This window comes from Caulobacter mirabilis (assembly GCF_002749615.1).
GTDB lineage: Bacteria > Pseudomonadota > Alphaproteobacteria > Caulobacterales > Caulobacteraceae > Caulobacter > Caulobacter mirabilis.
In genome coordinates, this window is sequence record NZ_CP024201.1 from 320,664 (window position 1) to 338,664 (window position 18,001).

At 68.9% G+C, this 18,001-nt stretch carries 18 protein-coding genes and 1 pseudogene; 9 read left to right on the forward strand and 10 right to left on the reverse strand.

The genetic code is table 11. The features are described from left to right. Positions 1–89: 89 nt before the first annotated feature. The 3 genes from cysW to cysP are packed head-to-tail and all read right to left on the reverse strand — an operon-like array spanning position 90 to position 2,751. Entirely contained in the window at positions 90–920 is an 831-nt protein-coding gene (gene cysW, locus CSW64_RS01565) for a sulfate ABC transporter permease subunit CysW (protein ID WP_099620447.1), read from the reverse strand. Next, positions 917–1,750, reverse strand: coding sequence for a sulfate ABC transporter permease subunit CysT (cysT, locus tag CSW64_RS01570; protein ID WP_099620448.1), 834 nt, complete (start codon positions 1,748–1,750; stop codon positions 917–919). The genes cysW and cysT overlap by 4 nt, the downstream gene beginning before the upstream one ends. Next, positions 1,747–2,751, reverse strand: a complete 1,005-nt coding sequence (gene cysP, locus CSW64_RS01575) for a thiosulfate ABC transporter substrate-binding protein CysP (RefSeq protein ID WP_099620449.1) — start codon at positions 2,749–2,751, stop codon at positions 1,747–1,749. Before cysP ends, cysT begins: the two co-directional genes overlap by 4 nt. A 184-nt stretch (positions 2,752–2,935) precedes the next feature. Here cysP and CSW64_RS01580 point away from each other — a divergent pair, with 184 nt between their 5' ends. After that, complete coding sequence (locus CSW64_RS01580; protein WP_425430361.1) at positions 2,936–4,687, forward strand: N-acyl-D-amino-acid deacylase family protein; 1,752 nt, start codon at positions 2,936–2,938, stop codon at positions 4,685–4,687. 125 nt (positions 4,688–4,812) lie between these two features. On the opposite strand, the gene CSW64_RS01585 is transcribed toward CSW64_RS01580, so the two are convergent. Beyond that, entirely contained in the window at positions 4,813–5,247 is a 435-nt protein-coding gene (locus CSW64_RS01585) for a DUF1330 domain-containing protein (protein ID WP_099620450.1), read from the reverse strand. Between the two features lie 29 nt (positions 5,248–5,276). Here CSW64_RS01585 and CSW64_RS22445 point away from each other — a divergent pair. Then, positions 5,277–5,405: pseudogene (locus CSW64_RS22445) on the forward strand (hypothetical protein); the annotation flags it as partial. Here CSW64_RS22445 and CSW64_RS01590 read toward each other — a convergent pair. The 5 genes from CSW64_RS01590 to CSW64_RS01610 all read right to left on the reverse strand — a co-directional run bounded on the left by CSW64_RS01590 (position 5,375) and on the right by CSW64_RS01610 (position 9,671). Next, positions 5,375–6,040: a polyamine aminopropyltransferase gene (locus tag CSW64_RS01590; protein WP_099620451.1), complete on the reverse strand. Its 666-nt coding sequence runs from the start codon at positions 6,038–6,040 to the stop codon at positions 5,375–5,377. The pseudogene CSW64_RS22445 and the gene CSW64_RS01590 overlap by 31 nt on opposite strands. Before the next feature lie 8 nt (positions 6,041–6,048). Next, entirely contained in the window at positions 6,049–6,747 is a 699-nt protein-coding gene (locus CSW64_RS01595; protein ID WP_245863799.1) for a TPM domain-containing protein, read from the reverse strand. Between the two features lie 13 nt (positions 6,748–6,760). Continuing rightward, positions 6,761–7,594 carry a TPM domain-containing protein gene (locus CSW64_RS01600; RefSeq protein WP_099620453.1) on the reverse strand — a complete coding sequence of 278 codons (834 nt, stop codon included), beginning with the start codon at positions 7,592–7,594 and terminating at the stop codon, positions 6,761–6,763. Positions 7,595–7,598: 4 nt separating this feature from the next. Next, on the reverse strand, positions 7,599–8,237 hold the full coding sequence (locus CSW64_RS01605; protein WP_099620454.1) for a LemA family protein: 639 nt from the start codon (positions 8,235–8,237) through the stop codon (positions 7,599–7,601). 75 nt (positions 8,238–8,312) lie between these two features. Beyond that, positions 8,313–9,671 (reverse strand): hypothetical protein, encoded by a 1,359-nt coding sequence (locus tag CSW64_RS01610; RefSeq protein ID WP_099620455.1) that lies wholly within the window; start codon positions 9,669–9,671, stop codon positions 8,313–8,315. Between the two features lie 284 nt (positions 9,672–9,955). On the opposite strand from CSW64_RS01610, the gene mdoH reads away from it, so the two are divergent. Further along, positions 9,956–11,932: a glucans biosynthesis glucosyltransferase MdoH gene (gene mdoH, locus CSW64_RS01615; protein WP_172448426.1), complete on the forward strand. Its 1,977-nt coding sequence runs from the start codon at positions 9,956–9,958 to the stop codon at positions 11,930–11,932. A gap of 87 nt (positions 11,933–12,019) precedes the next feature. After that, positions 12,020–12,382, forward strand: a complete 363-nt coding sequence (locus CSW64_RS01620; protein WP_099620457.1) for a VOC family protein — start codon at positions 12,020–12,022, stop codon at positions 12,380–12,382. Between the two features lie 46 nt (positions 12,383–12,428). Here CSW64_RS01620 and CSW64_RS01625 read toward each other — a convergent pair whose 3' ends face one another. Then, the gene (locus CSW64_RS01625) at positions 12,429–13,778 is read right to left on the reverse strand and encodes an acyl-CoA dehydrogenase family protein (protein ID WP_425430386.1); all 1,350 of its coding nucleotides are present in this window, start codon (positions 13,776–13,778) and stop codon (positions 12,429–12,431) included. Positions 13,779–14,083: 305 nt separating this feature from the next. Here CSW64_RS01625 and CSW64_RS01630 point away from each other — a divergent pair, with 305 nt between their 5' ends. The 5 genes from CSW64_RS01630 to CSW64_RS01650 all read left to right on the forward strand — a co-directional run bounded on the left by CSW64_RS01630 (position 14,084) and on the right by CSW64_RS01650 (position 17,992). After that, positions 14,084–14,395, forward strand: a complete 312-nt coding sequence (locus CSW64_RS01630) for a DUF8200 family protein (RefSeq protein WP_099620458.1) — start codon at positions 14,084–14,086, stop codon at positions 14,393–14,395. Between the two features lie 142 nt (positions 14,396–14,537). Continuing rightward, a complete protein-coding gene (locus CSW64_RS01635; RefSeq protein ID WP_099620459.1) occupies positions 14,538–14,792 on the forward strand; it encodes a PaaI family thioesterase in 255 nt (84 codons plus the stop codon). Positions 14,793–14,987: 195 nt separating this feature from the next. Next, the gene (locus tag CSW64_RS01640) at positions 14,988–15,542 is read left to right on the forward strand and encodes a F0F1 ATP synthase subunit delta (RefSeq protein WP_099620460.1); all 555 of its coding nucleotides are present in this window, start codon (positions 14,988–14,990) and stop codon (positions 15,540–15,542) included. Positions 15,543–15,545: 3 nt separating this feature from the next. Then, positions 15,546–17,078 carry a F0F1 ATP synthase subunit alpha gene (gene atpA / locus CSW64_RS01645; RefSeq protein ID WP_099620461.1) on the forward strand — a complete coding sequence of 511 codons (1,533 nt, stop codon included), beginning with the start codon at positions 15,546–15,548 and terminating at the stop codon, positions 17,076–17,078. A 32-nt stretch (positions 17,079–17,110) separates the two neighbouring features. Next, on the forward strand, positions 17,111–17,992 hold the full coding sequence (locus CSW64_RS01650) for a F0F1 ATP synthase subunit gamma (RefSeq protein ID WP_099620462.1): 882 nt from the start codon (positions 17,111–17,113) through the stop codon (positions 17,990–17,992). Positions 17,993–18,001: the final 9 nt, after the last annotated feature.

Here is an 18,001-nt window from a genome sequence, read left to right on the forward strand (position 1 = left end):
TTCTTCCCCTTGTTGACATCCAAACATCCGTTCGAATGTTGCGGCGCACCCTAAGGGATGGCTGTCGCAAGGAAAAGATCACGCGCGCGTCAACCTGAGGCCCGCTCCAGCCGCCATTCCGCGAGGGTCTTCAGCGCCAGGGTGACCAGGGCGAGCAGCGCCAGGATTGAGGCGGCGACGAACGCGCCGGTGGCGTTGTAGTCGTTGAACAGCACCTCGATGTGCAGCGGCAGGGTCTCGGTTTTGCCGCGGATCTTGCCCGACACCACCGACACCGCCCCGAACTCGCCCATGACCCGGGCGTTGCAGAGGACCGCGCCGTAGAACAGCGCCCAGCGGATCTTCGGCAGGGTCACGCGCAGGAAGGTGGTCCAGCCGCCGGCGCCCAGCGAGACGGCGGCCTCCTCCTCGTCCGCGCCCTGGGACCGCATCAGGGTGATCAGCTCGCGCGCGACATAGGGGCTGGTGACGAACAGGCTGGCCAGCCAGATGGCCGGCACGGTGAACATGATCCGCCAGCCCTGGTCCTGCAGGAACGGGCCGAGCACGCCCAGCGAGCCGTACAGGAACAGATAGGCCACGCCGGCCACGATCGGCGAGACCGACACCGGCAGCTCGATCAGAGTGGTCAGCAGCCGCTTGCCCGGGAACTGGTGGCGGGTGATCGCCCAGGCCGCGGCCAGGCCGAAGCCGATGTTGATCGGGACTACGATCAGCGAGGTGGTCACGGTCAGCCAGATGGCGTGCAGGGTGAAGGGGTCGGCGATCTTCTCGACATAGACGCCCCAGCCCATGGCCAGGGCCCGGCCCAGCACCATGGCCAGCGGCGCGCCGAACAGCAGGGCGGACAGGCCGACGGCCAGGGCGAGCAGGGCGCGGCGCGCGGCCGGGCCGTCGCCGGCTCTGGTTCGAGGGGTCATGCGCGGCCCTCCCGCCGGATGCGCCACAGCTGCAGGGCGTTGACGACGAACAGGGTGACGAACGACAGCGCCAGCATGGCTGCGGCCAGGCCCGCCGCGCCCGGATAGTCGAACTCCTCCAGCCGGATGTAGGTCAGCAGGGTGGTGACCTCGGTCTCCATCGGGATGTTGCCGGCGATGAAGATGATCGCCCCGAACTCGCCCAGCGCGCGCGAGAAGGCCAGGGCGCAGCCGGACAGGAAGGCGGGCAGCAGGGCGGGAAAGATCACCCGCGCGAACACCGCCAGATCGCCGGCGCCGAGGGTGAAGGCGGCTTCCTCGACCTCGGGCTCCAGGTCCTCGAGCACTGGCTGGAGGCTGCGGACGACGAAGGGGATGCTGGTGAAGGCCATGGCCACGGCGATGCCGGCCGGGGCGTAGGCGACCTTCAGCCCCAGCGGCTCCAGCAAGGCGCCGGCCCAGCCCGTTGGGGCGAAGATGGCCGACAGGGCGATGCCCGCGACGGCCGTCGGCAGGGCGAACGGCAGGTCGACCACGGCGTCCAGCAGCCTGCGGCCCGGAAACCGGTATCGCGCCAGCACCCAGGCCAGCAGGAAGCCGACGACCGCGTTGAAGGCCGTCGCCGCCAGGGCGGTCCCGAGGGTGAGTCTGTAGGTGGCGACGGCGCGCTCGGAGCTGATCCCTGCCCACAACGTCGCGAGCCCCGCATCGCCGGCCTTCCAGAGAAGGGCGGCGAGCGGGGCCAGGACGATCAGCGAAAGGTAGCTGAGGGTGACGCCCAGGCTCAGTCCGAACCCGGGCAGCACCCGTCCACGGCGGCGAGAACTCACTTCCGGACGAACACCTGATCGAGGATGCCGCCGCTGGCCAGGTGGTCCTTGCCGACCTTCTCCCAGCCGCCCAGCACCTGTTCGACGGTCAGGATGCGGGTCGGCTTGAACTGCTGGCGGTACTTGGCCGACACCGACCGGTCGCTGACCCGATAATAGTGCCGCGCCAGGATGGTCTGGGCCGGCGGCGTGTAGAGGAACTTCAGATAGCCCTCGGCCAGGGCGCGGGAGTCACGCTGGTCGGCGACCTTGTCGACGACGGTGACCGGGAACTCGGCCAGCAGGCTGACCGGCGGGGTGACCACCTGGACCTTCGGCCCGACTTCCTTGGCGGTGCCCAGGGCCTCCGCCTCGAAAGTGATCAGGACGTCGCCTTGGCCCTTCTCGACGAAGCTGGTGGTGGCGGCCCGGCCGCCGGTGTCGAACACCACGACGTTGGCCAGGAACTTCTGGGCGAACGCCTTGGCCTTGGCGGGGTCCTTGGTTTTGTCCAGCGCATAGGCATAGGCGGCCAGGTAGCTGTAGCGGCCGTTGCCGGAGGTCTTGGGGTTGGGGATCACGATGCCCACGCCCGGCTTCACCAGGTCGTCCCAGGTCTTGATCCCCTTCGGGTTGCCGGCGCGCACCAGGAAGGCGGGCAGGGAATAGTAGGGCGAGCTGCGGTTCGGCAGCCGCGCGCGCCAGTCGGCCGGGATCAGCTGGCCCTTGTCACGCAGCGCCTGGACGTCGGTGACTTGGTTGAAGGTGACGACGTCGGCCTGCAGGCCCTCCAGAACCGCCCGCGCCTGGGCTGACGAGCCGGCGTGCGACTGGTTCACCTTCACGTCCTGGCCGGTGGTCTTCTTCCAATGGGCGACGAAGGCGGGATTGATGTCGGCGAAGGTCTCGCGCGAGACATCGTAGGAGACGTTCAGGATCTCCTTGGCCGGCGCCCGGGCCGCGGCCGGCGAGGCGATGACCGCTGCTGTAAGCGCGAGAAGAAGGATGGAGCGGCGTTTCATCTGGAGTCCCCGAACAGCCCGTTAGGATCAATTCCCAGTTGACCCGTAGAGTTTGGTTCGGGCGAGGCAGATTTTCTTCCGGGCGCGATAGTGGGCCTGACTCCTGCAGCCTCACCTCGCGTCAGCCTTGACCTGTGCGTCAACCAGGCTGACGATCCTGATCAACGATAAGATAACGGCAGGGATGGACGTCATGGGCGAGCGGGCCTTCGACCTGGTCATTCGTAACGGGGCGGTGGTGGACGGCTCGGGCGGGCCGGCGTACCGCGCCGACGTCGGGGTCAAGGACGGCCGCATCGTCGCCGTCGGCCCGGACCTGCCGTCGGGCGTCGAGGAGATCGATGCGGCCGGCAGGCTGGTCACGCCCGGCTTCGTCGACATCCACACCCATTACGACGGCCAGGCGACCTGGGACGAGCGCATGCAGCCCTCGTCCTGGCACGGGGTGACGACGGCGGTGATGGGCAACTGCGGGGTCGGCTTCGCCCCTTGCCGCCCGGAGGACCACGATCGGCTGGTGCGGCTGATGGAGGGGGTCGAGGACATTCCCTTCCCGGTGCTCACCGAGGGCCTGCCCTGGAACTGGGAGACCTTTCCCGACTACCTCGACAGCCTGGCCAGGCGACGGTTCGACATCGACATCGCCGCCCAGCTGCCGCACGCGGCGCTGCGCGTCTACGTCATGGGCGAGCGCGGCGCCCAGCGTGAACCGGCGACGCCGGAGGACATCGCCCAGATGGCCGAGATCGCCCGGGCGGCTGTCGAGGCGGGCGCTCTGGGCTTCTCCACCTCCCGGACGCTGAACCACCGGGACAGCGAAGGCCAGCCGACCCCGACCCTGACCGCAGGCGAGGATGAGCTGGCCGGGATCGCCCAGGGACTGAAGGCCGCCGGCAAGGGCGTGCTGCAGTTCGTGTCCGACTTCATCGATCCGGCCGAGGAATTCGCCATGTTCCGGCGGCTGGTCGAGACCAGCGGGCGGCCGCTGAGCTTCTCCTTGGCCCAAAGCCCGCGCGGACCGGAAAGCTACAGGCTTCTGCTCGGGGCGTTGGAGCAGGCCAACGACGACGGCCTGCCGATGAAGGCCCAGGTCTGCGGCCGTCCGGTCGGCGTGCTGTTCGGGCTGGAGCTGACCCTCAACCCGTTCAGCCAGCACGAGACCTATAGATCGATCGCCTCGCTGTCGCTGGCCGAGCGCGCGGCGAAGCTGGCCGAACCCGGTTTCCGCACCCGTCTCCTCGGCGAGGAGCTTGATCCCCGCGGTCCGTTCGCCGGCAGCGCCCTGCGCGCCTGGGACAACATGTTCCTGATGAGCGAGCAGCCCGACTACGAGCCGACGGCCGACAAGACGGTGAAGGCCATCGCCGAGCGCCGCGGCGTGACGCCGGACGAGGTGGCGCTGGAGCACATGCTGTCGAACGGCGGCCGGGGCATGCTCTACCATCCGTTCCTGAACTATGCCGACGGCTCGCTGGACCCCAGCTTCGCCATGCTCAGTCATCGGGACACCGTGCCCGGACTGTCCGACGGCGGGGCGCATGTGGGCATGATCTGCGACGGCAGCTTTCCGACCTCGAACCTGACCCACTGGACGCGCGACCGCACACGGGGACCGAAGCTGGCGCTGGAAGAGGTCGTGCGGATGCAGACCCGCGACACGGCTCACGCCGTCGGCCTGTTCGACCGGGGTCAGATCGCCGTCGGTCTGAGGGCGGATCTGAACGTCATCGACTACGACGGCCTGACTCTGCATGCGCCGAGCGTGGCCTACGACCTGCCCTCGGGCGGGCGTCGGCTGATTCAGCGCGCCGACGGCTATGTCGCGACGGTGGTGGCCGGCCAGATCACCTATCGCGACGGCGAACCGACCGGCGCTCTGCCCGGACGCCTGGTCCGCGGCGCCCAGGCCGCGCCGACGGCGATGGCGGCGGAGTAGGGGGCGCTGTGCGTGGTTCGAGACGCGGACCTGAGGGTCCGCTCCTCACCATGACGAATGGGGTTGGTTTGCTGAATTCGTCATCCTGAGGAGCGAGCCTCTCGAAGGACGCAAGGCGGTGATGGCTACTCCCCGAACCCTTCGCCCGGTTCGACCGGGTCCATGCGGATCAGGCGGCTGTCCTCGACGCCCGCGGTCCGGTGCTTGACGATCTCGCGGTACGCCGGGTCGGTGACCATCTCCAGAAAGGCGCCGGCCGTCGGGTATTCGGCGATGAAGGCGATGTCCCAGCGCTCGTCCAGCGGGCCCGTGACCACCACCTCCGGTCGGCCCGCCCAGATCTGCCGCCCGCCGACCCGCTGGAAGATCGGCGCGCTCTCCCGACCGTAGGCGCGATAGGCGTCCAGACCGCTCATGCCCTTGCCGTGGTTCGGGTGGTCGGCCGGATAGTCGGCGACGGGTCTCAGCCGGACCAGGTTCAGCATGTTGACGGGACGGTCGCGGGGCAGCGCCTTGAAGGCGTCGAACTGCGGGCGGGTGGGGTCGACGGAGCCGGTCATGGCGCGACAGTGACCCATGCTTCCAACCCTGTCATCCCGGCCGCAGCGCAGCGGAGAGCCGGGACCCGGCCTTGGGGCCTGGCTGGGTCCCGGATCGGCCCGCGGCCGTCCGGGATGACGATGATGGTCAGGGTTTCGCCGCGATCCAGATCACGTGACGGGCGCCGCGGCCGCGATGGGCGCGGACGCCGACCTCCTCGACCTTGAAGCCGGCCTGCCCGAGGCGGCGCGTGAAGCCGTTGTCGCGCACCGAGGACCAGACCGCCAGCAGGCCGCCCGACGTCAACGCGGTCTTGGCGGCGGCCAGACCGGCATGGCCGTAGAGGCCGTCGTTCTCCGCTCGCGTCAGGCCTCCTGGGCCGTTGTCGACGTCCAGCAGGATGGCGTCCCAGGGGCCGCCGGAGCGGATCAGGTCGGCCACGTCGCCGATCTCGACCCGCGTCCGGGGATCGTCGAGGCAGGTCCCGAACACCTCGACCAGCGGACCGCGCGCCCAGGCGACGATCTCGGGAACCAGCTCGGCCACGACCAGCTCGGCGTCCGGGCCGTAGGCCGCCAGCGCCGCGCGCAGGGTGAAGCCCATGCCCAGCCCGCCGATCAGCACCCGGGGCCGGAGGCGTCCCGCGAGCCGCGCCTGGGTGAGGGTGGCCAGAGCTTCCTCGGACCCGCTGAGGCGGCTGTTCATCAGCTCGATCGACCCGGCCATGATCGAATACTCATGGCCCCGACGCATCAGGCGCAGTTCGTCGCCGCCCGGGACGGCGGCGGTATCCAGGTGTTCCCAGCGGATCATGCGGCGGCTTATGCCCTACCAGGGCCCGGCAGCACCACCAGTCGGTCGGGAAGCTCGTTGGGGTTGTCGGGGCGGGGCGGCACGTACTGGGCCAGAATCTCGCCTGACCGCTTCACTGCCGCCTCGAAGCCGTCGGCGACCTTCCGGCGCTTCAGGCCGTCGATCAGCAGGGCGACGACCTCCTCCCAGACCTCCTTGGGCGCCGCCGCGTAGATGCCCTCGTCGGCGATCACCTCGGCCCGATGCTCGGCCAGCGAGGCGAACAGCAGCACGCCGGTGCGCTCGCGCGTGGCATGCAGGCCGTGGCTGAGGAACTGCTGCATCGCCGCCCGATGGACGAGCCGGGCCTTCTGGCCGCCCGGCGTCAGGAAGAAGGCCACCGAAGGGATGCGGACGATCAGGGCCGTGATCACGAACACCGCGGCCTGCAGCCCGACATAGATGGCCAGGGCCATGAAGATGGTCCGGTCCGTCGCGGCGTCGTGGCCAACCTCCCAGCCGCCGAACAGCGTCGTCAGCATCTGGGGCTGGAAGCCCAGCAGCAGGGCGAGGGCCGGGAGGACCAAGGCCATGCCGGCCGCCCAGGCCAGCGGCGTCTCTCGATAGTCCGAGACCGACGGGGCCAGGACGCAGTAGATCTCGCCGGCGGTGTCTGCCTCGGCCGCGGTTACCGCGGCGGCGATCCGGTCGTGTTCCTGTTCGGTCATGTGCGTCGCCATCTCACCAGCCTCCCGAGGCGCCGCCGCCGCCGAATGATCCGCCGCCGCCGGAGAAGCCTCCGCCGCCCGACCAGCCGCCGCCGCCCCAACCGCCGCCGCCCCAGTCGTCGTGGTCCCGGCCGCCGCCCAGCAGCGAGCCCAGGACGGCCCCGGTCAGCACGTCGCCGAGGCCGCTGCGCCGACGTCGGCGGCGGCTGAAGGCGCCGATGATGTTGGCGATGACCATGAAGACGATGAACAGCACCACGAACGGCGCCAGCGAGCCGCCGTCGACCTCGCGGCCCTGGTCGGCCGCCTTGGCGACGACCGCCTTGGCCTGGTCGTCGGGCAGGCTGAGCTGCTGCAGGATGGCGTCGGTCCCGGCGACGATGCCGCCTTCCATGTCGCCGTCGCGGAACTTCGGCAGGATGGCGCTCTGGATGATGACGCTGGACAGGGCGTCGGTCAGCACGGGCTCCAGGCCGTAGCCGACCTCGATGCGGACCTTGCGTTCGTTGGGGGCGACGATCAGCAGGGCGCCGTCGTCGCGGTCCTTGGCTCCCAGCCCCCACTCGCGTCCGAGCTGGTAGCCGTATTCCTCGATCTCGTAGCCCTGCAGCGAGGGCAGGGTGGCCACGACCAGCTGGCGGCCGGTCGTGTCCTCGAGGGTCTTCAGCTTCTCGGTCAGAGCCTGTTCCGTCGCCGGCGACAGGATGTTCGCGTCGTCGACGACCCGCCCGGTGAGTTTCGGGAAGGTCGGCGCGGCGAACGCCGGCAAGGCGAAGGCGACGACCAGGCAGATCGTCGCCAGCGCCCCCAGCAGCTTTCGCGGGGGCGCCCGGAACAGGGCGGTCATGCGCCTACTTCTGCGCCGGAGCCGGAACCGCCGGCGCGGCGGGGGCGCCGAAGTCGACCGTCGGGGCGGTCTGGGCCGCGGCCGTGGCCTGGAACAGCTGCGCCGGCTTCTGACCGCCATAGATGGTCTTGGCGTAGATCACCTGCGGGAAGGTGCGCAGCGTGGTGTTGTAGGCCTGAGCCGATTGATTGTAGTCGCGCCGGGCGATGGCGATCCGGTTTTCGGTGCCTTCCAGCTGGCTCTGCAGGGCCAGGAAGTTCTGGTTCGACTTCAGGTCCGGATAGTTCTCCTGGATCATCATCAGGCGTCCGAGCACGCCGCTCAGCTTGTCCTGGGCCTGCTGGAACTGCTGGAACTGCGCCGGGTCGGTGATGGTCGAGGCGTCGACCTTGACCTGGGTGGCGCTGGCGCGGGCCTCGGTGACCTCGGTCAGGACGGCGCGCTCCTGGGCGGCGTAGCCCTTCACAGTGTTGACCAGGTTCGGGATCAGGTCGGACCGGCGTTGATACTGGTTCTGCACCTCGGCCCACTGGGCCTTCACAGCCTCGTCCTGGGTCGGGATGGTGTTGATGCCGCAGGCAGACAGCAGGGCAGCGGCGGCGAGCGCCGGCGCCAGTCGGAGGAAGCGGGAGATCGCGTTCATGGGCAGCCCCTGACGCGGCCGTCGATGGGCCGCGCGGGGACTATAGGTCAATCTCAGGGCCGGCGGGAGAAGGGATCACCGGCGCCCCGGAGGTGGGGGTGGAGGCGGCGACGGCGGTCGACGGGCCGCGCCCCCGGCCGCGTTCCCGCCGCCGCCGGCCTGGTCGCCGCTCGCGCCGGCGCCGAAGACTCGGCCGATGAAGCCGTTCAGGGTCTCGAGAACCCGCTCGCCGCCCAGGCCGGACAGGACGCTAATGGCGCTGACGGTGAGGGGGTTCGGATAGGCCAGGTCCGGGGCGGAGGCGCCGACGGTCAGGAACTGGAACCCGGCCATGACGATCAGCAGCACCAGCACCGCTCCGCCGCCGCCGGCCAGCACGTTGTGCAGCACGCCGCCGGTCGGGTTCTCCGACCTGGGGTTGGCGTAATAGTAGAGGTAGCGCGACAGGCTTCCCAGGCCGCCGAACAGGAAGGCCAGCAGCAGGTAGGTGATCGCCAGCGGCCAGGAGAGCAGCACGTTCCAGAACGAACTGGCGAAATCGCCGAAGGCGGTGACGACGCGCTGGCCGGCGCTCGGGTTGGCCCCCGGGGCCGGCGGGGTCTTCAGCGCCCGCGGCGCCAGCGACGTATAGGCCTCGACGATCTTGATCGCCGCGCCGGCCTGCTCCGGCTTGAAGTCCGGATAGCTGATGGCCAGCGAATCCCCGAGGGCCTTGGCGCTGTCGTAGGCGAAGGCCGAAACGGCGGTCTTCTTGCGGACGGCGGACTGGTAGACCAGCTGGGTGCAGATCATCTGCGCCCGTTCCCCGCCGGTGCTGGGCAGGGCGGCGCCCGTGGCGTCCTGCGGACAGAAGTTGTCGGGAATGTCGCAGGCGCGGCGCAGCTCGGGCGACAGGGCCGGAGCCGTGGGCGGGGCGGGCGCCGCGGAAGGCGCTTCCTCGACGTCGGCTCCTTCGAGCGGCAGGCCGGCGTTGGCGGCTCGGTCATTGTCCTCGGAGCGGCAGATGGCGTCGAACACCTTGTCGATGCCGGCGAAGGTCAACGAGGCCTCGGCGTACTTGGTCTTGGCCTTCTGGTCGGGCGACAGGTTGCGCCGAAGCGCCGTCTTGGCGTTGGAGATCGCCCGGTCCGCCGCCTCCTTCTTGTTGTAGAGGTCGATGTCGATGGTGCCGCGCGCGCCGATGAGACCGCGCAGGGCCGGCGCGTCACGGGCGTCGATGTCGCGGCGAACCGTCTCCAGCCGCCGGGCGAAGCCCTCCAGTGAACTGGCCGACATATAGAGACGCAGGTCCCGCAGCTTCATGTACTCGAAGCTCAGCGAGGCGGACTGGAACATGAAGCCGCCGAGGACGACGCAGATCGCGACGACGATCCCCGCGTTCAGTATGTCTCTCTTCTTGGCCTTTTCGGCGGCGACCGCGTTCGTATCGGGCATGGCGTCAGCCCTCCCCAGGGACCGTGACCACCCAAGATTGCATATCATTGGTCGTCGACCAACGGTTCTTGAAGTTGCTCTCCTGGAGGGCGTTGGGCGCTCGATCCGCAGGCGGCCGCGAAAACCTGCCGTCCCGAGGAAACCCGAGCGCCGATGGCGCGTTGCGCCCCGCGTGACCGCCGTTTCCGGCGGCGCGACGTCGGACTGTGCGCGTACGCGTTCGCTTTCTCCCGCAGGCGGACCAGGGCGTAACACCTGTATCCACCGCTGCGGCGAGAGGCATGATGATCCAGACGAGAGGCTCCGACGCGGAGCTGTCTCCCGAGCGGCCGGCGCGCGCCGGCTCCTTCTTCGCCTGTACGCCCCGATCCGCGGCCCTCGCCATGCCGATCCAGTCGCTGAGGCGGGGCGAGGCGCCGATCGCGCCGCTGGCCGCGCCCAATCCGCGCCGGAACCGGCTGCTGGCCGGCGCGGTCGGCCTGTCGGCCGTCGCCACGAGCGTGATGGGCGTCCTGCTGTCGCCTGGCGGCTTCGGCGTCCTGGACGGGGCGGTTCTCGTCCTCTTCGCGATCCTGTTCGCCTGGACCGCCTTCGGTTTCCTGTCGGCCTGCCTGGGATGGCGATTGGCCTGGCGCACGCCCGCGCGCTCAGGGCGCGGCGAACCGCAGCCGATCCTGTTCAGCCGCACCGCTGTCCTGATGCCGATCTACAACGAGGATCCCGGGCGGATCCTGGCGGCGGCGCAGGCCCTCTATGAAGACCTCGCGGCGCTGGGCGTGGCGGAGCTCTACGATCTCTACCTGCTCAGCGACACGCGCGACGAGCGGATCGCCGGCGACGAAGCCGCCGGGGTCATCCGCCTGCGCGCGCGGCTGCCCGGGGACTTCCGACTCTATTACCGGCGCCGTGAGCGGAACATCGACCGGAAGGCCGGCAACATCGCCGACTGGGTCCGTCGTCACGGCGGCGACTATCCGTTCATGCTGGTGCTCGACGCGGACAGCCTGATGACCGGCGACACCATCGTCCGGTTGACGGCGGCCATGGAGGCGGACCCGAAGCTGGGCCTGCTTCAGACCTCGCCCGAGATCGTCGGCGCCGAGACCCTGTTCGGACGGCTGCAGCAGTTCGCGACCCGCGCCTATGGACGGATGCTCGCCGTCGGTCAGAATGCCTGGTCGGGGGATGAGGGCAACTTCTGGGGGCACAACGCCATCATCCGCACCCGCGCCTTCGCCGAGAGCGCCGGCCTGCCGCATTTGCCCGGCCGCAAGCCGTTCGGCGGCCACATCATGAGCCACGACTTCGTCGAGGCGGCGCTGCTGCGCCGGGCCGGCTGGGCGGTCCGCATGGCGACGGACCTGCACGGCAGCTATGAAGAGGCTCCGCCGACCCTGCTCGACATGGCGATCCGCGACCGCCGCTGGTGTCAGGGCAATCTGCAGCATGCCGGCGTGGTCGGGGCGGCCGGACTGCACTGGGTCAGCCGCCTGCATCTCATGCGGGGCATCCTGTCCTACCTGGCCTCGCCGCTGTGGCTCCTGCTGCTGTGCGCCGGCGCGGGCCTTTGGGCGGCGGAGGCTTCGCCGACGACCATGGCGGGGCGGACGGGCCCGTTGGCGGCCTGGCTGTTCGGTCTGACGATGGCGCTGTTGGTGATCCCCAAGCTGCTGGCGGCCAGCCTGATCCTGCGCGACGCAGCCGCCCGGCGCGGCTTCGGCGGCGGCCTGCGCGTCTGTCTGGGCGTGGCCGTCGAGATGGCCGTCTCGACCCTGATCGCCCCGGTGACGATGTTGATGCAATCGGCCGCCGTCCTGGATGTCCTGTCGGGTCGCGACTCCGGTTGGGGCGTTCAGCAGCGCGACGCGGGGCGGCTGAGCCGGCGCGAGGCCTGGCGGACCCACAGGGCTCATGTGCTGCTCGGGCTGGTCGGCGCCGGCCTGGCGCTGGCGCTCGATCCGGCGGTGTTCTGGTGGACCAGTCCGGTGCATGTCGGCCTGGTGCTGTCCGCGCCGCTGTCGGCCCTGCTGGCCAGGGTCGAGGCCGGCGGGCTCGCCGCCCGGTTGGGCCTGCTGGCCACGCCGGAGGAGCGCCTGCCGCCGCGCGTGGTCGCCCGGGCGGCCGAGCTTCGGGCCGCCTACGACGCCGAGGCGCCCGTCCGCGACGAGATCGCCCGGCTGTTCCGGGCGCCGGTCCAGACCTACGCCCTGATGAACCGCCGTCGGACGCCGTCCGAATGGGGTGACCGCATGGCCGCCTAGAAAACCGCTCTTCCTGTCGGGAACGGCGGGGCATGATCGTCCTGGGGAGACGGCGAGCATCCCGGCCGCCGCAGAGGGAGAGCGGTCATGTTCAGGAAAGTGGCCTTCACGATGTACCCCGTGGTCGACATGCCGCGGGCGCGTGCGTTCTACGAAGAGACGCTGGGCCTGGGGCCGAGCCCCTCGGGCAAGGACAGTCCCTGGGTCGAGTTCGACCTGCCGGGCGGCGGCTGCCTGGCGATCACCAACGTCACGGGCGAACAGCCCAGCGCCGGGGCCGGCGGCACCATCGCGCTGGAGGTCGAGGACCTGGACGGCCTGATCGCCGACCTGAAGGGCAAGGGCGTCGAGTTCCTCAGCGACATGATCCACAGCCCGGTCTGCCGCATGGCCGTCTTCAAGGACACCGAGGGCAACAGCGTCCTGCTGCACCAGCTCAAGCCGAAGTAGCGGCCGAAACGAAGAAGGCCCCTCCGGGGAGGGGCCTTCTCGCAATCTACATCCCGAGCTCGCGGTCGTTCTTGCCGGCCGCGCGGCCGGCCGCCCATTCCTCTTCGTAGGCCTGGAACTCCTTCCGGCGGGGGCCGAGGTAGCCGAACAGGAAGGCCGCGACCTTGCGCATCTGAATCTCCTCCGCGCCTTCGGTGATCCGGTAGCGGCGGTGGTGGCGATAGATGTGCTCGAAGGCCTTGTGGCGGCTGTAGCCCATGCCGCCGTGCACCTGCATGGCGCGGTCGGCGGCCTCGCAGACCAGGCGGTTAGCCCAGTAGTTGCACATCGAGACCTTGTCGGAGAGCTCCTTCTCGATCTGCTTGTGTTCCATGTTGTCCATCTGCCAGGCCGTCTTTCGGATCAGCAGGCGGAGCATCTCGGCCTGGGTGGCCAGCTCGACCAGCGGCCACTGGATGGCCTGGTTGTCCGCCAGCGCCTTGCCGAACGGTTTGCGCATGCGGGCGTACTTCACGCTCTCCTCGATGCAGTAGACCGCCGCGCCGAGCGAGCTGGCCGCCTGGCGGATGCGGTTCTGGTGCACGAACGACTGGCCGATGCCCAGGCCCTTGTCGATCTCGCCCCAGTAGGCGTCTTCCGGCACCCACTGGTCGCGGATCGAGATCCGGGGGTGGTCGGTGGGCATGTTGAAGGTCCACAGCCACTCGTCGATGGTGATCTGGTCGCGCGGAACGATGAAGCAGGTGATGCCGGCGGCGTCGCCGTCCTTGCCGCTGGTGCGGGCGAAGACCATCACATGGCTGACCACATGCATGCCGGTGGTCCACATCTTCTCGCCGTTGATGCGCCAGCCGGGCTTGCCGTCCTTCTCCTCGCGCACCGCGCGGGTCTCCATGAAGGTGGCGTCCGAACCGTGGTTCGGCTCGGTCAGGCCGAAGGCCGTCCGCATCGTCCCGTTGACGATCGCCTCGCTGTCGCGGGCGTACTGCTCGGGCGTGGCGAACTCCTTGAACAGCAGGATGAAGGGGTTGTTGCCGACGATCGAGTGCTCGTTCTGCAGGTCGTTGAACAGGCCCAGGCCCTTGGCCGCCAGATGTTCGCGGATCACGGCCATCCACAGATGGCTGCCGTCCTGGCCGCCCATCTCCTTTGGCCAGGCGAAGCGGTAGTGGCCGGCCTCGTCCGCCAGCTTGCGGGCCTGGGCCAGCAGCGCCTCCCACTCATGGCGGGGCAGGCCGTCGTTCTCGAAGTCGGTCCGGGCCCACTCGCGGCGATGGTCGAAGAACCGCTCGTTGTCGTCCTTCGCCTGCAGAGGCTTGATCTTCTCGTCGATGAAGCGGTCGAGCTCACCGAGGTAGTCGACCAGTTCCTGGGGGATGGCGAAGTCCATGGCGATCGCGTCCAAACAATTGTTTTATTCGAGCGCCAGTATGACCAGGGTGACGTACGCGGCAACCCGTGACGTGGCGTAAGGTTGTGTGCTACACACGCACTGGTTGTCAGCCACAGCGGCTGTTGCATCTGAACACTGTGAAGATTTCGCTTGCGCCTGATACGTAATCGCTGATATCTAAGCGATGCTAAGTTCGCTACGGGGCGTCGGTGGGGATACCGACGCTGAGCTCTCGGGGCGGGCGTGGCGATCAGTACCCCGATCCAGGCTTATCCACACACCCCGAACGAAACGCCGGAGGGCGCACCATGAAACTCCGTATGATGACGGCTGCTGCCGTTCTCTCCCTGACCTTCGCCGGCGCGGCCTACGCCGACGGCAAGGTGACCGCCTCGCTGAAGACCCCTGTGTCCGCCAAGACCAAGATCGTGGCTGGCGGCGCGGTCTACACCTGCGAAGGCGATAGCTGCGTGGCTCAGACGGCTCCGGCGCGCGCCGTGACCGTCGCCGGCTGCAAGGCGCTGGTGAAGGAAGTCGGTGAACTGACCGCCTTCTCGAACAGCAAGCGGACCCTGGAGGGCGAGGACCTGGCGGCCTGCAACGCCGTCGCCTCGAACTAAGGGTAAGGACTGAGTTCTCAGCGCTCCGGCTTCCTCACCCGCCGGAGCAATTTCCTCGAGCACACTCGCCAAATGCGCAGGGGCGACGGTTTTCAGCCGTCGCCCTTTTCTTTTCGCCGCGTAAGGCCCTATGGAGCCTGCCATGACCCAAGCAGCTTCCCTCGCCGGTCGGTTGGAGCAGGCCCTGGCGGACGCCGCCGGCGGCGACGGCCGGCCTGTCAGTCCGGTGTCCTTCACCCTCGACTACGGCGCAGCCGGCGAGATCGGCGAGGCGACCTTCGCCGCCCGCGTGGACCGCGCCACCAGGAGCCTTGTCTTTGTGCACGGCGAGGCGGTCCTGGCCGACGGTCGACGCCTGGCCAGCGCCTCGGGCGTCTTTCGGGTCAAGGAGACGTAGGGGAAGGGGCTTTCGCGCGGCTTCACGCCGTTGCGATGCAGCACATCGCATGCTATCAGGCGCGCGGCTTAGGGCCGGAGGACTTTTACGGCCCGCTGGCTCATGTGCTTTCCCAAGCACTTTCAAGACTTTAGCGCCGCGCCGGGAAATCATTTCCGGGACGCGGCGCGCGACGCACCGGACGGTTGGATTTAAGTGGCTGACGACATCAAGGTGACGGACGTGGGTCAGCGCTACGCGCGGGCCCTCTTCGAACTGGCGGAAGAGGGCGGATCGCTGACCGCCGTCGAGCGCGATCTCGTGTCCCTGAAGGGCATGTACGCGGAGAGCAAGGACCTGCGCGTCCTGCTCGATTCGCCCGCGTTCTCGTCCGAGGACAAGGGCGCCGGGCTGGCGGCGATCGCCGCCAAGGCCAAGTTCCATGAGACCACGCGCAAGTTCCTCGGCCTGCTGGCCGCGAACCGCCGGGCGGACGCCCTGGTCTCGGTGATTGACTGCTTCCGCAAGCTGTCGGCCCAGAAGCGCGGCGTCGTCGCCGCCGAAGTCGTGACCGCCGTCCCGCTGAGCGCCGCTCAGGCCAAGGGCGTCGCGGCCGCCCTGCGCACCGCGCTGGGCAAGGACCCCGAAATCTCGACCCGCGTCGATCCCGCCATTCTCGGCGGCATCAAGGTGCGCGTCGGTTCCCGCCTGTTCGACGCTTCGCTGAAGTCGAAGCTCGACTCCCTGAAATTCGCCCTGAAGAGAGCGTAGACCATGGACATCCGCGCCGCCGAAATCTCGGCCATCCTCAAGTCTCAGATCGCCGGTTTCGGCGAGGAAGCGGACGTCTCCGACATCGGCTCCGTGCTCAGCGTCGGCGACGGCATCGCGCGCGTCTACGGCCTCGACAACGTCCAGGCGGGCGAAATGGTCGAGTTCCCGAAGGCCGGCGTGAAGGGCATGGCCCTGAACCTCGAGCGCGACAACGTCGGCATCGTTATCTTCGGTGAAGACCGCGCCATCTCGGAAGGCGACGAAGTCCGCCGCCTCGGCGAAATCGTGGACGTGCCGGTCGGCAAGGGTCTGCTGGGCCGCGTCGTGAACCCGCTGGGCGAGCCGATCGACGGCAAGGGCCCGATCCAGTTCACCGAGCGTCGCCGCGTGGACGTGAAGGCCCCGGGCATCATCCCCCGGAAGTCGGTGCACGAGCCCGTGCAGACCGGCCTGAAGGCCATCGACACCCTGATCCCGGTCGGCCGCGGCCAGCGCGAGCTGATCATCGGCGACCGTCAGACCGGCAAGACCGCCGTCGCGGTCGACACCATCCTGAACCAGAAGGCGGTCAACGCCGGCGGTGACGAGAGCGCCAAGCTCTACTGCATCTACGTCGCCATCGGCCAGAAGCGCTCGACCGTCGCCCAGATCGTGAAGACGCTCGAGGAGCAGGGCGCTCTCGAGTACTCGATCGTCGTCGCGGCCACGGCCTCCGAGCCGGCTCCGCTGCAGTTCCTGGCCCCGTTCGCCGGCTGCGCCATGGGCGAGTACTTCCGCGACAACGGCATGCACGCCGTCATCATCTACGACGACCTTTCCAAGCAGGCCGTCGCCTACCGTCAGATGTCGCTGCTGCTCCGCCGTCCGCCGGGCCGTGAAGCCTACCCGGGCGACGTCTTCTACCTGCACTCGCGCCTGCTGGAACGCGCCGCGAAGCTGAACGAAGACAACGGCGCCGGCTCGCTGACGGCTCTGCCGATCATCGAAACGCAGGCCAACGACGTGTCGGCCTACATCCCGACCAACGTGATCTCGATCACCGACGGCCAGATCTTCCTGGAAACCGACCTGTTCTACCAAGGCATCCGTCCGGCGGTGAACGTCGGCATCTCGGTGTCGCGCGTGGGTTCGTCGGCCCAGATCAAGGCGATGAAGACCGTCGCCGGCCCGATCAAGGGCGAACTGGCCCAGTATCGTGAAATGGCCGCCTTCGCGAAGTTCGGCTCGGACCTGGACGCCGCGACTCAACGTCAGCTCGCGCGTGGCGAACGCCTGACCGAGCTGCTGAAGCAGCCCCAGTACAGCCCGCTGGCCGTCGAAGAGCAGGTCTGCGTGATCTACGCCGGCACCCGCGGCTACCTGGACGGCATCGCCACGGCGGACGTCGGCCGCTTCGAGCGCGAGTTCCTGGCCCGCCTGCACGGCAAGCACCAGGACCTGCTGGACGCGATCCGCGAGACCAAGACCCTGTCGAAGGATCTTGAGGACAAGCTGAAGGCCGCCCTCGAGAGCTTCACGGCGACGTTCGCTTAAGTCTGGCCAGAAGCGGGAGAGAGTAGCCCTCGATGGCCAGCCTCAAGGAAATGCGCAATCGGATCTCGAGCGTGAAAGCCACGCAGAAGATCACGAAAGCCATGCAGATGGTCGCCGCGGCCAAGCTGAAGCGCGCCCAGGACGCCGCCCAGAACGCTCGGCCCTACGCCGAGCGGATGGCGGCCGTCATCGGCAACCTCGCCGCCGGCGTGTCCGGCGACGGAGCGCCCAAGCTGCTCGCCGGCACCGGGTCCGACAAGCGTCACCTGATCGTCGTGGCCGCCGCCGACCGCGGCCTGGCCGGGGGCTTCACCTCGTCCATCGTCCGCGCCGCCCGTGAGCGCATCGCCGCGCTGCAGGCCGAAGGCAAGGACGTGAAGATCATCACGATCGGCAAGAAGTCGCTGGCGCCGCTGAAGCGGCTCTACGCGGACAAGATCGTGGAATCCTACGACCTGTCGGCCGAGCGGACCCTGACCCTGTCGGTCGCCCAGCCGATCGCCGACCGCATCATCGGCCTCTACGAGGCCGGCGAAGTGGACGTGGTCACGCTGTTCTTCAGCAAGTTCAAGTCGGTGGTCTCGCAGATCCCGACCGCGCGTCAGCTGATCCCCGCCGAGGTGGAAAGCGCCGACGGCGAGAAGCTGGATCTGAAGGGCGCCGTCTACGAGTACGAGCCTTCGGAAGAAGGCATCCTGGAGACCCTGCTGCCGCGGAACATCACGGTGCAGATCCTCTCCGCCCTGCTCGAGAACATGGCCGGCTTCTACGCCAGCCAGATGAGCGCCATGGACAACGCCACGCGCAACGCCGGCGACATGATCCGCGGCCTCACGATCCAGTACAACCGAACCCGCCAGGCGCAGATCACCAAGGAGCTGATCGAGATCATCTCCGGCGCCGAAGCCCTCTGACCGCATAAA

Coding starts and splice junctions, on each gene's coding strand:
- cysW (WP_099620447.1), bottom strand. CDS start 920: ATGACCCCTCGAACCAGAGCCGGCGACGGCCCGGCCGCGCGCCGCGCC.
- cysP (WP_099620449.1), bottom strand. CDS start 2,751: ATGAAACGCCGCTCCATCCTTCTTCTCGCGCTTACAGCAGCGGTCATC.
- CSW64_RS01580 (WP_425430361.1), top strand. CDS start 2,936: ATGGACGTCATGGGCGAGCGGGCCTTCGACCTGGTCATTCGTAACGGG.
- CSW64_RS01585 (WP_099620450.1), bottom strand. CDS start 5,247: ATGACCGGCTCCGTCGACCCCACCCGCCCGCAGTTCGACGCCTTCAAG.
- CSW64_RS01590 (WP_099620451.1), bottom strand. CDS start 6,040: ATGATCCGCTGGGAACACCTGGATACCGCCGCCGTCCCGGGCGGCGAC.
- CSW64_RS01595 (WP_245863799.1), bottom strand. CDS start 6,747: ATGACCGAACAGGAACACGACCGGATCGCCGCCGCGGTAACCGCGGCC.
- CSW64_RS01600 (WP_099620453.1), bottom strand. CDS start 7,594: ATGACCGCCCTGTTCCGGGCGCCCCCGCGAAAGCTGCTGGGGGCGCTG.
- CSW64_RS01605 (WP_099620454.1), bottom strand. CDS start 8,237: ATGAACGCGATCTCCCGCTTCCTCCGACTGGCGCCGGCGCTCGCCGCC.
- CSW64_RS01610 (WP_099620455.1), bottom strand. CDS start 9,671: ATGCCCGATACGAACGCGGTCGCCGCCGAAAAGGCCAAGAAGAGAGAC.
- mdoH (WP_172448426.1), top strand. CDS start 9,956: ATGATCCAGACGAGAGGCTCCGACGCGGAGCTGTCTCCCGAGCGGCCG.
- CSW64_RS01620 (WP_099620457.1), top strand. CDS start 12,020: ATGTTCAGGAAAGTGGCCTTCACGATGTACCCCGTGGTCGACATGCCG.
- CSW64_RS01630 (WP_099620458.1), top strand. CDS start 14,084: ATGAAACTCCGTATGATGACGGCTGCTGCCGTTCTCTCCCTGACCTTC.
- CSW64_RS01635 (WP_099620459.1), top strand. CDS start 14,538: ATGACCCAAGCAGCTTCCCTCGCCGGTCGGTTGGAGCAGGCCCTGGCG.
- atpA (WP_099620461.1), top strand. CDS start 15,546: ATGGACATCCGCGCCGCCGAAATCTCGGCCATCCTCAAGTCTCAGATC.
- CSW64_RS01650 (WP_099620462.1), top strand. CDS start 17,111: ATGGCCAGCCTCAAGGAAATGCGCAATCGGATCTCGAGCGTGAAAGCC.